Origin of the sequence: Vibrio sp. NFR, from assembly GCF_027587095.1 — a bacterium.
GTDB classification, from domain to species: Bacteria; Pseudomonadota; Gammaproteobacteria; order Enterobacterales; family Vibrionaceae; genus Vibrio; species Vibrio harveyi.
Window position 1 is genome coordinate 1 of the sequence record NZ_JAPPTN010000001.1, and the last position, 13,788, is coordinate 13,788.

Genomic DNA, 13,788 nt, shown 5'->3' on the forward strand with positions numbered 1-13,788 from the left:
CTAACCTAATACGACGCGATACAAAAGCCAGGTTCATCCCTGGCTTTTTGCATATTCGAATCACGCATTAGGGACACCGAATAGGATAGGTGACAAGGAGTTCGTATCGATTAGATGGTCTCTTTAAATACCAATGTCACTGCGATGATGACGCAGCGACATCTCAGTCATGCGGCTGAGCAAAACATAGAGTCTCAGCGAAACCTCACCTCGGGTTATCGGATTAATTCCGCCAGTGATGATGCTGCAGGTCTGCAAATCTCCAATACTCTTAATGTCCAAACGAGAGGGCTTGATGTCGCCTTGAGAAATGCGCACGATGCGTATTCGGTGGCACAAACCGCAGAAGGCGCTTTGCATGAGAGCAGTGATATATTGCAACGCTTGCGCTCTCTGGGGCTTCAAGCGGCAAACGGCAGTAATGACTCAAGTGATCGGCAAAGTATTCAATACGAGGTCGTAGCGCTGCAAGATGAGCTTGATCGTGTCGCGATCACGACGACATTTGCAGATAAAAACCTGTTTGATGGTTCTTACGGCTCGCAAAGCTTCCATATTGGAGCGAATGCCAACTCTATCTCTCTGACACTGCGGAATATGCGCAGTCACATCCCGGAGATGGGAGGGCAGCATTATGTTGGTGATGCGGTCGATAAAGATTGGCGAGTCACTAAAGATAATCAAACCCTTAAATTTGAATACCAAGACAGTAAAGGGCAAACCCAAACAGAATCTATTGGGCTCAAACTAGGAGATCGCATTGAACAGGTTGCTACTTATATCAATGCGCAGCAATCGATAGTGAGTGCCTCAGTGACTGAAAACAATGAACTGCAATTCTTTGCCTCGACGCTGAATGCACCTGAAGGTGTAACGTTAGAGGGCAGTTTAACGGATGAGCTTGATGTTAGTGCTGGTGGTTTAGTCACAATGGACGACATCGATATGTCGACTGTTGGCGGGGCGCAGCTTTCAGTTGGGGTAATTGATGCAGCAATTAAGTATGTTGACTCGCATCGAAGTGAAATAGGTGGCTTCCAAAACCGGGTTAGCGGCACGATGGATAACCTTAACACGGTGAACCGGAGTGTGACCGAATCAAAAGGGCGGATACGAGATACGGATTTTGCTCGTGAGTCGACGGAGATGGTACGGTCACAAGTGCTGCAAGATGCGACTACCGCATTATTAGCCCAAGCGAAGCAGAGACCGAGCTCGGCACTTGGCTTGCTCAGTTGAGCGGGTTGCAGCGATGAATATCGCTCAGGAACAAAAGTTTCAGGTAATAAAAAACGCTGCCAATGGCAGCGTTTTTTTCGTGTTCAGCTAAGTAAAAATTACTTAGTTACACGTAGAACTGGAGTTTCACCAACAGTAACAGAACCAGAAAGCTTGTTTAGCTCTTTGATTTCGTCCATGTTAGAGATAACAACTGGAGTTAGCGTTGATTTCGCTTTCTCTTCTAGAAGAGCTAGGTCGAATTCAATTACAGTGTCGCCAGCTTTAACAGTTTGACCTTCTTCAGCGATACGCTTGAAGCCTTCGCCTTTAAGTTCAACAGTATCGATACCAAAGTGAACGAAAAGCTCAACACCGTCGTCAGACTCGATAGAGAACGCGTGGTTCGTTTCGAAGATCTTACCGATAGTACCGTTTACAGGAGCTACCATTTTGTTACCAGCAGGTTTGATAGCAATACCATCACCAACGATTTTCTCAGCGAAAACAACATCTGGCACATCTTCAATGTTCACGATCTCACCAGAAAGTGGTGCGATGATTTCGATTGCACCTGCGTCAGCGCTGTCGTCAGATACTAGCTTCTTAAGTTTGTCAAACAGACCCATTGTGTCATGCTCCTAACGTTTTATTTAATTCTGTCGAATTATAGTATACCAATCTTTCGAGATAGACGACTTTTTTTAACCGCCTATCTCATTGGAATTAGTTGATTATTGAGTTTTCTCTGCAATGAACTTTTCTACAACTGCTTCGATTTCCGCTGCTGTTGGTAGAGAAAGTGCTTCTTCAGCCATTGCTTTCACTTCTGCGAAGTTAGAGTTACGGATAACTTTCTTCACTTTAGGGATAGAGATGCCGCTCATTGAGAACTCGTCTAGACCCATACCTAGAAGTAGAAGTGTTGCACGCTCATCACCTGCTAGCTCACCACACATACCAGTCCACTTACCTTCAGCGTGAGAAGCGTCGATAACTTGCTTAATCACAGTAAGTACAGCTGGTGATAGTGGGTTGTATAGGTGAGAAATCATCTCGTTACCACGGTCAACCGCTAGTGTGTACTGAGTTAGGTCGTTTGTACCGATAGAGAAGAAAGCAACTTCCTTCGCTAGGTGGTGTGCGATAGCTGCTGCAGCTGGAGTCTCAACCATTACACCGATTTCGATGTTTTCGTCGAATGCATGACCTTCAGCGCGTAGTTCTGCTTTGTACTCTTCGATCGCTTTCTTAAGCTCACGGATTTCTTCAACAGAGATGATCATTGGGAACATGATACGCAGTTTACCGTGTGCAGATGCACGTAGGATACCACGTAGTTGGTCACGTAGGATTTCACGACGATCCAAGCTGATACGTACTGCACGCCAGCCTAGGAAAGGGTTCATCTCTTTTGGAAGATCCATGTATGGAAGATCTTTGTCGCCGCCGATATCCATAGTACGGATGATCACAGCGTGACCGTTCATTGCTTCAGCAACTTCTTTGTAAGCTTGGTATTGCTCTTCTTCAGTTGGAAGTGCGTCACGGTCCATGAATAGGAATTCAGTACGGTACAGACCAACACCTTCACCACCGTTACGGATGATACCGTCACAGTCTTTAACAGTACCGATGTTACCGCAAACTTCTACGCGGTGACCGTCAGTTGTTTCTGCGTGTAGGTCTTTTAGCTTAGCTAGCTCTTCTTTTTCAGCAAGGAATGCAGCTTTAACTGCTTTTGCTTCTTCTAGCTCAGCGTCAGATGGGTTGATAACGATCTTGTTGTTCATCGCATCAAGAATCAGCATGTCGCCGTTCTTAACTTGCTTAGTGATGTCGTTAGTACCAACGATAGCTGGAAGCTCAAGAGAGCGAGCCATGATTGAAGTGTGAGAAGTGCGACCGCCGATGTCACAAGCAAAACCAAGAACGTAGTCTAGGTTGATCTGTGCAGTTTCAGATGGCGTTAGGTCGTAAGCTACTAGGATAACTTCTTGATCAATATCGCTTAGAGAAACGATGTTGATACCTAGAGCGTTCTTAACGAAACGAGAACCGATATCGCGGATGTCAGTTGCACGTTCTTTCAGGTATTCGTCGTCTAGAGACTCAAGAGCCGTTGCTTGCTCTTCGATCACAGAGTGGATCGCGTGGTCAGCAGACATTTTGTCGTTTTTGATAAGTGCTAGGATTTCCTCTTCTAGCTCTTCGTCTTCAAGAAGCATGATGTGACCTTCAAAGATCGCTTCTTTTTCTTCGCCAAACGTTTCAAGCGCTTTTTGCTTGATAGTTTCTAGTTGAGCAGAAGATTTGTTACGAGCGTCAAAGAAACGTGCAACTTCTGCTTCTACTTGATCATCAGAAATAGTGTTTGTGTTTAGGACAATTTCATCTTCTTGAAGTAGTAGTGCTTTACCGATTGCAATACCAGGAGATGCTAGGATGCCTGAAATCATAGCCTTACCTTAAGTTGGTCAACTTTATAAAACGGGAGAATAATGGGTGCGCTAACGAATAGTTTTAGCTTAGTTTTGAGTCTATTTCCAACGAAGCCATTTTGCTTTCACAAAATGGCTTCTGAAATAGGAGACCGAATTAGTGTAGTTGGTCCATTAGAGCAACTAGGTGGTCAACTGCTTGCTGAGCTTGTGGGCCTTCAGCTGAGATAGTTACTAGAGTACCTTTTACTAGGCCTAGTGTTTGTAGCTTGAATAGGCTCTTAGCGCTAGCGCTTTTACCGTTAGAAGTCACAGTGATGTCCGCGTCGAATGCTTTAGCTTCTTTAACGAACTGTGCAGCTGGACGAGTGTGAAGACCGTTTTCTGCTGTGATTTCTACTTGCTTCTCGTACATGTGATATACCCCAATAAATGTATTTTTTTGTTAGTTTGTGACTAAGTTTTAGCTTAACTGCTTTACACCTTGTGCGCTAGCACGGGAGAGTTCAAAGCGTGTCAGAACTGATACTAGTCAAAAGTTTGGTAATTACGCAACTGTTTGCGTGCGTAATTACACTGAAACCTTTTTGGTTTAGATTCTTTATTTTGAACCTAAAAATAAAACACCCTGATATTACCAAAGGTGGGGCAGGGATCAACAAAAAAGCCCCTGAACGGGGCTTTTTTAAACGAAAAATTGATTTGACCACATATTACTGTTGGTTCTCTTTCTCGGTAAAGATACCAGCAAATAGTGCTGTACTTAGGTAACGTTCACCAGAGCTTGGTAGAACTGTTACGATTGTTTTTCCTTCAAATTCAGGAAGTTCCGCGAGGCGGTTTGCTGCAACGACTGCTGCACCTGATGAGATGCCAGCTAGGATGCCTTCTTCTTCCATTAGGCGACGAGCCATCTCGATCGCTTCTTCAGAAGTCACTTGCTCAACACGGTCTAGAAGTTCTAAATCTAAGTTACCAGGGATGAAACCTGCACCAATACCTTGGATTTTGTGAGGCGCAGGTTGGATTTCTTCACCTGCTAGCGCTTGCGCAATTACTGGTGATTCTGCTGGCTCTACTGCAACAGATGTGATGGCTTTGCCTTTCTCACCTTTGATGTAGCGGCTTGTGCCTGTGATGGTACCGCCTGTACCTACACCTGCTACGAATACATCGATTTCACCGTCTGTTGCTTCCCAGATTTCTGGACCAGTTGTCTTCTCGTGAATCTCTGGGTTGGCTGGGTTGTTGAACTGCTGTAGAAGAAGGTATTTGTCTGGATTGCTTGCAACGATTTCTTCCGCTTTAGCGATCGCGCCTTTCATACCTTTTGCTGCTTCTGTTAGTTCTAGATTTGCACCTAGCGCTTTAAGAAGCTTACGACGCTCAAGGCTCATTGATTCTGGCATTGTCAGAGTGAGCTTGTAACCGCGAGCGGCTGCTACGAATGCAAGTGCAACACCTGTGTTACCACTGGTTGGCTCAACTAGTTCAACGCCCGGCTTAAGAGTACCTGCCTTTTCTGCTTCCCAAATCATGTTCGCACCAATACGGCACTTAACACTGAAGCTTGGGTTACGCGCTTCGATTTTCGCCAAAACTTTACCTTTGCTCACTTTATTCAAGCGAACAAGAGGTGTGTTACCGATAGTAAGAGAGTTGTCTTCGTAGATCTTGCTCATAGTGATGTTCCTTCATTACACGATATTGTGAATATGAGTAGAAGAATATGCGGTCTCAAAAAAAGGGAAAAGGATTAAAAAGTTATATCTTATGAGGTTGGTCGAGAATTGAGCAAAATGAAAGGGGAGGCGTCTAAAACCTCCCCGTATCGAATGAAAGTGTGAGTTATTGTTGATGCTTAAATTCGTTCACCCACATTGCAGTTGCACCGCAGACAGCAACAGGCATAACAATTAGGTTAAGAATTGGAATCGTGGTAAACACCGAAACCAACACTCCAAAGCCATAGGCTTTCCCTTGCTTTTGTTTCAATTTGTAACGCATCTCGTTGAAAGACACTTTATGGTTATCAAACGGATAGTCACAGTACTGGATAGCAAGCATCCAAGCGGTGAAGATGAACCACAAGAAAGGTCCAACCGTTTGCCCGAGTGCAGGGATCAACAGAAGAAGAAACAAGCCAATCGCTTTTGGTAGGACATAAAGCAATTTTCGCCATTCTCGTGCTAGCACGCGAGGGACATCTTTTATCACCGCAGCCATGCCATCATCATTCACTTTTTGACCCGTTAAGGACTCTTCGACTTTTTCAGCGAGTAAACCATTGAATGGTGCGGCGATGAAGTTAGCTAATGTACTAAAGAAATAAGAGAATGTGGCGAGAATAGTTAACACCAATATTGGCCATAATATGTAGGTAAGCCAAGAGAGAAAATCTGGTAACTGACCAATCCAGTTCTGGATCCAAACATCGAGATGGGAGAATAGATAGAAAATCGCGCCACCCACGAGTAATACGTTGGCAAGTAATGGCAAAACCACAAAGCGACGGATCTCCGGAGAGAGTGCTATTTGAATCCCATATAGGAAGTAACCGAATCCGGTTCTAGGCTGATTATTCAACTTCATATCTATTTTGTTTCGTGTAAGTGAAAACTCATTGTACCTGTGGATGGTTTTCTTTCAATGCCCTAACATTTTGGGTCTTGTAAAGTGGAATCGTGGCAAGAATCACAACAAAAAACCGAACTTCTTGCATTAAGTTGTTCTAAACCTACATATAGTTTTGGTAAAGTAAAAGCATCATTCGGATTTATTGCACTTGGGTTACTGCTCAAGGATGTGCGAGTAGTAGAACAAGTAGATTGAGAGTAAATAATGCAGGAATTGCGATTCGTACTCATTGTTGTTGGCGCATTAGCCATCGCCGCATTGCTATTTCATGGTCTGTGGACAAGCAAAAAAGAAGGCAAAGCAAAATTTGGTAACAAGCCGCTTGGTAAGTTGGATGTTGACCAAGAGGATAAAGAGTCTCCAGAACAAGAGCGTGATTTTGCTCCTGCTCCAGAAGACGACTTCGAAATCATCCGTAAAGATCGCAAAGAGCCAGACTTTGGGATGGAGAATTCATTTGATAATAAATTCGCTTCTGATCCTCTGATCGATGATGTTCTTGATGTAAAAGAAGAGAAAGAGCATAAAGAAGAGCAAGAAATCCCAGCTTTTGTTGCGACAAAAACAGAAGAAGACGTGGTAGAGCCTGTTTTACAAGAGTCAGTAGACACTTTTGCTGGAAACGAAACTATCGCGGAAAAAGAAGAAATTATCGAACCGGTATTTGAAACAACGGTGGTACCAGAATCGGCAGAAGTAGAGATTGCGCCTGTAATGACAGAGGTAGCGGTTGAAGAGCCGAAGCCAGAGCCAGAAATGCAAGTGATTGTGTTAAATGTGCACTGTGCAGGCGAAGAGCCATTTATTGGTACTAAGCTATTCGATAGCCTTCAGCAAAACGGTTTGATTTACGGTGAAATGAATATCTTCCATCGTCATGTGGACTTGTCTGGCAATGGTAAAGTGTTATTCAGTGTTGCAAACATGATGCAGCCGGGTACGTTAGAGCACGGTGACCCAGCAGAGTTTTCAACGAAAGGTATTTCCTTCTTTATGACTCTCCCTTGCTATGGTGAAGCAGACCAAAACTTCAACCTTATGCTGCGTATTGCACAGCAAGTCGCGGACGATATGGGGGGGAACGTACTGGATGATCAACGTAACCTGATGACACCTGATCGATTAGCATCATATCGACGTCAAATAGTTGAGTTTAATGCTGCTAACGCATAACCTTAACACCAAATAATGATAGGGCTCCGTTAGGAGCCCTTTTTCTTAGATTCCCAACCTCATTAATGAATATACACGGGGCTTTAATATGTCTGAATCAGTACATCAGCGACTAGAAGAGCTAAAAGAGTCGTTGCATTACCACGCGGTTCGTTACTACGTGGAAGATAACCCAGAGATTCCAGATGCAGAATACGATCGTATGATGCGTGAATTATTGGATATTGAAGCCGAACACCCAGAACTGGTTACCGTCGACTCTCCAAGTCAACGCGTAGGAGGTCAGCCACTGTCTGAGTTCAGCCAAGTTACTCATGAAGTGCCGATGCTATCGTTGGATAACGCTTTTGATGATACGGAACTGGATGGTTTTCATAAACGCGCTCAAGATCGCGTTGTCGGTCATACCATCAAACAGTACTGCTGTGAGCCTAAGCTTGACGGTTTGGCTGTAAGTCTATTGTACGAAGATGGTGTCTTGGTCCAGGCTGCGACACGTGGTGATGGTACTACTGGTGAAAACATCACGGAAAATGTGCGTACCATCAGCGCAATTCCATTAAAGCTGCAGGGTAAAGACTGGCCGACACGTCTAGAAGTTCGTGGTGAAGTCTTTATGCCAAAAGCGGGTTTTGACAAACTTAACGAGATCGCTCGTCAAAAAGGCGAGAAAGTTTTTGTCAACCCACGTAACGCGGCGGCGGGCAGTCTGCGTCAACTAGATTCACGTATTACCGCTTCGCGTCCATTGAGCTTTTATGCTTACAGCGTTGGCGTTGTTGAAGGTGCTACGTTAGCAAACAGCCACTACGAGCGATTCTTACAAATCAAATCTTGGGGCTTACCAATGTGCCCTGAAACCAAGCGAGTCGATAACTTGGAAGAGGTAAAAGCCTACTACCAAGACATTCTTAACCGTCGTGAAGCTTTGGCGTATGAAATTGATGGCGTCGTCATTAAAGTTGATGATATTGCAATTCAAGAGCGTTTGGGTTTTGTTGCTCGTGCTCCTCGTTGGGCAATCGCGTATAAATTCCCTGCGCAAGAAGAAATTACCACGCTAAATGATGTGGAGTTCCAAGTTGGTCGTACCGGTGCCATTACGCCAGTAGCTAAGCTTGAGCCAGTATTTGTTGGTGGTGTCACGGTAAGTAATGCAACTCTTCACAACGCAGACGAGATTGAACGTTTACAAGTGATGGTAGGTGATCAAGTAGTGATTCGTCGTGCTGGTGATGTGATTCCGCAAGTTGTCTCTGTTATCAAAGAACGTCGCCCAGAAACGGCGCGCGAGATCCTATTCCCCAATGCTTGTCCGGTATGTGGCTCTCATGTTGAACGTATCGAAGGTGAAGCCGTTACACGTTGTACTGGTGGTTTAGTATGTCAGGCTCAACGTAAAGAAGCGTTAAAACATTTTGTGTCTCGTAAGGCGCTAGATGTAGACGGATTGGGTGAGAAGGTCATTGAACAATTGGTTGATCGTGAGATGGTCGAAACGCCAGCTGACCTGTTCAAGCTTTCTGCAGGCGTACTGACGGTCTTGGAACGAATGGGACCGAAATCGGCAACCAACGTTGTGAATGCTCTTGAGAAATCAAAACTAACAACATTGCCACGTTTCTTGTACTCACTTGGTATCCGAGAAGTCGGTGAAGCTACAGCTGCAAACCTTGCACAACATTTCAAGAACCTTGAAACCATTGAGCAAGCAACAGAAGAGCAGTTGGTTGAGGTTCAAGATATTGGTGTGATCGTAGCAAAACACATTACCACTTTCTTCAGCGAAGAGAAAAACCAAGCGGTCGTACAAGACCTACTGGCGCAGGGCATTCACTGGCCAGAAATCGCCACACCACAGGAAGGGGTCGAATTACCTTTGGAAGGTAAAACCGTGGTGTTAACCGGTACGCTTTCTCAGTTAGGTCGTTCAGAGGCGAAAGAAGCACTACAGAATTTAGGCGCAAAAGTAACTGGTAGTGTTTCGAAGAAAACAGATATTTTGTTTGCTGGAGAGAATGCCGGTTCTAAGCTAGCGAAAGCTCAAGAACTTGGAATTGAGATTCAAACTGAGCAAGACTTACTCAATTTGATGAAATAACTCTCCTAAAAAAAGATAAAAAATACCTAAAAGCCCCAAGTGTCAGTCGCTTGGGGCTTTTTCTTGGCAATTAAAAAGTCACTCAATAACCGTTCAAATACCACTTTTCCTGATTTCAGTGATCAGGATCTCTCCTTACGTTATTCTTCTTTTATAACTAAAACTCTGCGATCGACTTCAAAATAGAATGGATGAGTTTTCATTATGTGTTTGATATTTAAAGTCTTTTCTTTGGTTTGTGTCTTTGGTGTTAAAAATAAGATCTGGATCAACAACTTATATGGAACTTTGGCGTTGGTCATATTTTTTTAGAAAAAAAATAAGTTCCATTTGGATGTTTTTAGATGCGAAGTTAGTCTTAGAAGCGTGGATACACGGTGTGTATGCAGGAACTAAAAAGAACCAATTTAGAAATATTGAGGTTCACTCAGGAATTTACTTCTCTCCTTCGGCGGCCAACTTAAGGCGAGATAGAAAAATACAGCTATATCCATTTTTAGGAGTTTTTTCCATGGACAAATTTTTCAAGGTTTCAGCGTTAACAGCTGCGATGTTTGGTGCGGTTGCAGTAGCTCCGGCTACAGCATCTACTGAAAGTGCAGCTGGTGGTGAGTATGTAGAAAAAGTTAACGAATTTATGCAAGACTCAAGTCTTAATGCAATGTTCGTTGTTGATACTCGTTCTCGTACTCGTACAACAGGTAAACCTGGTGGTGAGAATGGCGACCGCTGGAGCCGTCTAAACTACTCATCTTACAATGCGATCATTGACTTCACTTCTGGCTACCATGATGGTTGGTTAGGTGCAGACGTAGCAGCTTACTACTCTGGCGACCTATACAACGATAGCTTGAAAGGCGCAGACGGTTACCTATGTAACGAGATCTCTACTTGTACTAACCTAGACTGGGGTGCAGGTGACGGTGATCAACTTAAAGTTTACAAAGCTGCTCTGAAGTTTAAGACTGGCGAAAACTTTAACGCTCGCTTCGGTATGTTGCAAGCTGGTGGTAATGGCACAATCGGTAACGTTTGGAGCTTCGTACCAGGTACTTACCGTGGTTTCGAACTAAACGCGAAGCTGGGTGATTTCAACCTAAGCTACTTTGGTGCAGACCAATTTACAGCACCATGGTTGCTACACGAAGATGACTACGCGCCAGCACTATGGTCAGACACTTCTTGGAGCTACCTACACTCTCTAGGCTTGAACGGTAACATTACTGACGCTCTATTCTTCCAAGTTGGTCTTGGTCAAGCGACAGGCGTTAAATACGCTAACGGTATCGACTGGGGTGCAGGTCAAGTAACTAGCTACCATGACGAAACTGATAACACGTCATACAAAGCTTACTTGAAGTACACAGTAAGTGACCGTACTACTCTTGCATTTGACTTCTACGGTGTTGATGACGATGTGAAATACGATGGTCTAGGTTTCCATACTGGTCTATCTCTAAACCAATCGTTCGGTAAACTGTCTTGGATGTCTGAACTACGTTACACAGACACAGACAACCGTTCAGATTTCGTTCCTCGTACAATCCATACTTACGGTATGAATAACGGTACTTGGTCACAATGGTGGGATGCTCTATCTGACTGGAACAAAGCTGGCGAGCTAGCTTGGTACAACCGTCTATCTTACAACCAAGGTAACGGCTGGAACTACTACCTAGGCTTCGGCTACGGTTCTGGTGCAGACTCTGCAGCAAGTGGCGCATCTGGTGACTGGGATTACGAGAGCGAGTACGCAGTTAACGCAACAGTTTCTTACTCTCTACAAAGCGGTTCTCTTAAAGGTACAACCGTGCGTCTACACGGTACTATCCTAGAGCGTGACGAGTTTGCTGGTGCAGCAGACGCGGATGAGACAGACCTACGTCTACAAGTTCTTATCCCATACAGCTTCCACTAATATTTAGAAGTTAAGAAAAGGAGCCAATCGGCTCCTTTTTTATTTTACTTCTTTTCCGTCATACATTTTGCAATATAGGGGAGGAAGCATGTGTACGTTGCCGTTGGGCAATTCACACTTTATTTCCGGTGCTAATGTTCTACCACCAGAAGCGCCATTTGCTAGCGAAGTCAATGGCATTAATGCAGCGATAGCGACTAATAATCCAGTTACCAGTTTCATATTATTTACCTTGTAATCTAGAATGTATTTTCTTTTTAATTTCACTTAATTACTTGAGTTCGTTGTTTAGGTGGGAAATATTAAAGCGTAGCGTTCTTCTCCTTAATCTAACCTACGATTTAGTTGTCCCATGAACCACCTTGAAAGCGGCACATCTCACTAGGTAGATGGGCAACATCGCCACTTGGTAAAACACATTCAACGATAGGTCCTAGATTGGTGGTGCCTCCATTCCCGTTGTTATAGGCGAATGAAGAAAACGCAAACGCGCTGCACGCTAAAAACAAAAAACACTTCTTCATAGTACATCCTCTTACTTACCTTAAAAAAATATAAGCATTTAATTGCCATGCTTATGCGTTAAGTATGTATAGAGACCTAGAAAGATCAAAAATTAATTCAACAGTGTTTTATTTTTTAAAATGAATTTAGATTTTAAATTTTGGGATATATTTATCTATGTGCTTGAAATTTTAATTTAGTAGGAGGATCTGTTTTGATAAAGGAGAGAATATTAATAATATTTCTATTACTTAATTTTTGTGGTTAATTTAAATAAGTAGATGAAATAAAAGCATTAGTCACGGAAAGGAAATAAAAGGATGCTGAGCACCCTTTTATTTTGACACAAATCAGCGAGAAACCGGTTTAATCTTCAAAATTATGCCGTCTACGGCGATAATTTCGACCCGAGTTCCCGTCGGCAATTCGTGTTCGCATTCAGCTGACCACGTTGTATCTGCCACTCTAAGACGATTCATTCCAATGTGAAAATCTTCTTCGAGCGTGACAATATTACCTATCAGCTGTTTGTGTTTTTGATTGAGATCTCTGGCTTGATCACTTTTGCGATCCTTGGACCATTGCTTTCTCCACCATAGCCAAGTGGTAACCAAACTGAAAGCCACAAAGGCAAGCCACTGCATCTGCCAACTCATTGGTAAGAAAGATAGGATAGCGCCAACGATCAGGGCGGAAATGCCTAGCCAAAGAAAATAGCCTGCTGTGCCCAATAGCTCTACAGCGAGCAAGGCTAAACCAAGCGCAATCCAATGCCAGAATGACACGCTTTCTAATAGGCTAAATAAATCCATAGGCAATCCTTAGTCCTTACTTTGTTTGAACATTTCAGCAATACCCGCGACTGAGCCCATTAGACCTGTCGCTTCGATCGGCATCATGATGATCTTACCATTTTCCGCTTGACCGATACTCTTCAGTGCATCGGTATAACCTTGGGCAATAAAGTAGTTAACCGCCTGAACATCACCTTTAGCGATTGCTTCAGATACCATGTAAGTCGCTTTTGCTTCTGCTTGAGCTGCACGCTCACGCGCTTCCGCATGTAAGATCGCCGATTGCTTTTCACCTTCCGCTTTCAGAATTTCCGATTGTTTTTGACCTTCTGCTCGTAAGATTTCTGCTTGACGTATCCCTTCAGCTTCTAGGATTTCAGCACGCTTATTACGTTCTGCTTTCATCTGAGCGTTCATTGCTGCTGTTAGATCTGCTGGTGGTTGAACGTCTTTGATCTCGATACGAGTTACTTTTACGCCCCAAGGGTTGGTTGCTTGGTCAACGATAGAGAGCAATTTGGTGTTGATCATGTCACGCTGGCTAAGCATCTCATCCAATTCCATTGAGCCGAGCACGGTACGAATGTTCGTTAGTGTTAGGTTACGGATAGCGTGTTCTAGATCGTTGACTTCATACGCCGCTTTGGCTGCGTCGATGACTTGGACAAAGCCGACTGCATCGATAACAACATTCGCATTGTCTTTTGAGATGACTTCTTGTGCCGGGATGTCCAGTACACGTTCCATCATGTTGACTTTTTGACCTACGCGATCAACGAAAGGAATGATTAGGTTTAGACCTGGCTTTAAGGTGTGGGTATAACGTCCGAAGCGTTCGACGGTCCAGTTGTTCCCTTGTGGTACGGTTTTGATCCCAGAAGCGAGGACAATAATGGCTAGTACAACTAAGATCCCGATGGTGATCAATGAGTCGATTGGCATGTTCTATTCCCTTAAGTGCATAATGTTTGTTTCATTTTTACTCATTTAGGCTTATGACAC

13 protein-coding genes are annotated in these 13,788 nt (G+C 43.8%); 4 read left to right on the forward strand and 9 right to left on the reverse strand.

The annotated features are described in order from the left end of the window. Positions 1–114 precede the first annotated feature (114 nt). Entirely contained in the window at positions 115–1,239 is a 1,125-nt protein-coding gene (locus tag OH463_RS00005) for a flagellin (RefSeq protein ID WP_005451540.1), read from the forward strand. Between the two features lie 98 nt (positions 1,240–1,337). Here the strand turns inward: OH463_RS00005 and crr are convergent, their stop codons facing one another. The 5 genes from crr to cysZ form a co-directional block, all read right to left on the reverse strand. Next, entirely contained in the window at positions 1,338–1,847 is a 510-nt protein-coding gene (crr, locus tag OH463_RS00010; RefSeq protein WP_005425608.1) for a PTS glucose transporter subunit IIA, read from the reverse strand. A gap of 105 nt (positions 1,848–1,952) precedes the next feature. After that, positions 1,953–3,677, reverse strand: coding sequence for a phosphoenolpyruvate-protein phosphotransferase PtsI (gene ptsI, locus OH463_RS00015; protein ID WP_029788502.1), 1,725 nt, complete (start codon positions 3,675–3,677; stop codon positions 1,953–1,955). A gap of 139 nt (positions 3,678–3,816) precedes the next feature. Then, positions 3,817–4,074, reverse strand: coding sequence for an HPr family phosphocarrier protein (locus tag OH463_RS00020; protein WP_005436894.1), 258 nt, complete (start codon positions 4,072–4,074; stop codon positions 3,817–3,819). Positions 4,075–4,372: 298 nt separating this feature from the next. Next, positions 4,373–5,341: a cysteine synthase A gene (gene cysK / locus OH463_RS00025; RefSeq protein WP_005436896.1), complete on the reverse strand. Its 969-nt coding sequence runs from the start codon at positions 5,339–5,341 to the stop codon at positions 4,373–4,375. 166 nt (positions 5,342–5,507) lie between these two features. Continuing rightward, complete coding sequence (cysZ, locus tag OH463_RS00030; protein ID WP_005451544.1) at positions 5,508–6,251, reverse strand: sulfate transporter CysZ; 744 nt, start codon at positions 6,249–6,251, stop codon at positions 5,508–5,510. Between the two features lie 249 nt (positions 6,252–6,500). Here cysZ and zipA point away from each other — a divergent pair, with 249 nt between their 5' ends. The 3 genes from zipA to OH463_RS00045 all read left to right on the forward strand — a co-directional run bounded on the left by zipA (position 6,501) and on the right by OH463_RS00045 (position 11,488). Further along, positions 6,501–7,469, forward strand: coding sequence for a cell division protein ZipA (gene zipA, locus OH463_RS00035; protein WP_269990242.1), 969 nt, complete (start codon positions 6,501–6,503; stop codon positions 7,467–7,469). Between the two features lie 88 nt (positions 7,470–7,557). After that, entirely contained in the window at positions 7,558–9,570 is a 2,013-nt protein-coding gene (ligA, locus tag OH463_RS00040; protein ID WP_172580420.1) for an NAD-dependent DNA ligase LigA, read from the forward strand. Between the two features lie 511 nt (positions 9,571–10,081). After that, on the forward strand, positions 10,082–11,488 hold the full coding sequence (locus tag OH463_RS00045) for a hypothetical protein (RefSeq protein ID WP_005451547.1): 1,407 nt from the start codon (positions 10,082–10,084) through the stop codon (positions 11,486–11,488). Positions 11,489–11,527: 39 nt separating this feature from the next. Here OH463_RS00045 and OH463_RS00050 read toward each other — a convergent pair whose 3' ends face one another. The 4 genes from OH463_RS00050 to OH463_RS00065 all read right to left on the reverse strand — a co-directional run bounded on the left by OH463_RS00050 (position 11,528) and on the right by OH463_RS00065 (position 13,728). Continuing rightward, entirely contained in the window at positions 11,528–11,710 is a 183-nt protein-coding gene (locus tag OH463_RS00050; RefSeq protein ID WP_009698603.1) for a hypothetical protein, read from the reverse strand. A 119-nt stretch (positions 11,711–11,829) separates the two neighbouring features. Further along, on the reverse strand, positions 11,830–12,012 hold the full coding sequence (locus OH463_RS00055) for a hypothetical protein (protein ID WP_100216240.1): 183 nt from the start codon (positions 12,010–12,012) through the stop codon (positions 11,830–11,832). A 330-nt stretch (positions 12,013–12,342) separates the two neighbouring features. Next, positions 12,343–12,804 carry an NfeD family protein gene (locus OH463_RS00060; RefSeq protein WP_005451549.1) on the reverse strand — a complete coding sequence of 154 codons (462 nt, stop codon included), beginning with the start codon at positions 12,802–12,804 and terminating at the stop codon, positions 12,343–12,345. A gap of 9 nt (positions 12,805–12,813) precedes the next feature. Beyond that, entirely contained in the window at positions 12,814–13,728 is a 915-nt protein-coding gene (locus tag OH463_RS00065) for an SPFH domain-containing protein (protein WP_005451550.1), read from the reverse strand. Between the last annotated feature and the right edge of the window lie 60 nt (positions 13,729–13,788).

Coding starts and splice junctions, on each gene's coding strand:
- OH463_RS00005 (WP_005451540.1), top strand. CDS start 115: ATGGTCTCTTTAAATACCAATGTCACTGCGATGATGACGCAGCGACAT.
- crr (WP_005425608.1), bottom strand. CDS start 1,847: ATGGGTCTGTTTGACAAACTTAAGAAGCTAGTATCTGACGACAGCGCT.
- ptsI (WP_029788502.1), bottom strand. CDS start 3,677: ATGATTTCAGGCATCCTAGCATCTCCTGGTATTGCAATCGGTAAAGCA.
- OH463_RS00020 (WP_005436894.1), bottom strand. CDS start 4,074: ATGTACGAGAAGCAAGTAGAAATCACAGCAGAAAACGGTCTTCACACT.
- cysK (WP_005436896.1), bottom strand. CDS start 5,341: ATGAGCAAGATCTACGAAGACAACTCTCTTACTATCGGTAACACACCT.
- cysZ (WP_005451544.1), bottom strand. CDS start 6,251: ATGAAGTTGAATAATCAGCCTAGAACCGGATTCGGTTACTTCCTATAT.
- zipA (WP_269990242.1), top strand. CDS start 6,501: ATGCAGGAATTGCGATTCGTACTCATTGTTGTTGGCGCATTAGCCATC.
- ligA (WP_172580420.1), top strand. CDS start 7,558: ATGTCTGAATCAGTACATCAGCGACTAGAAGAGCTAAAAGAGTCGTTG.
- OH463_RS00045 (WP_005451547.1), top strand. CDS start 10,082: ATGGACAAATTTTTCAAGGTTTCAGCGTTAACAGCTGCGATGTTTGGT.
- OH463_RS00050 (WP_009698603.1), bottom strand. CDS start 11,710: ATGAAACTGGTAACTGGATTATTAGTCGCTATCGCTGCATTAATGCCA.
- OH463_RS00055 (WP_100216240.1), bottom strand. CDS start 12,012: ATGAAGAAGTGTTTTTTGTTTTTAGCGTGCAGCGCGTTTGCGTTTTCT.
- OH463_RS00060 (WP_005451549.1), bottom strand. CDS start 12,804: ATGGATTTATTTAGCCTATTAGAAAGCGTGTCATTCTGGCATTGGATT.
- OH463_RS00065 (WP_005451550.1), bottom strand. CDS start 13,728: ATGCCAATCGACTCATTGATCACCATCGGGATCTTAGTTGTACTAGCC.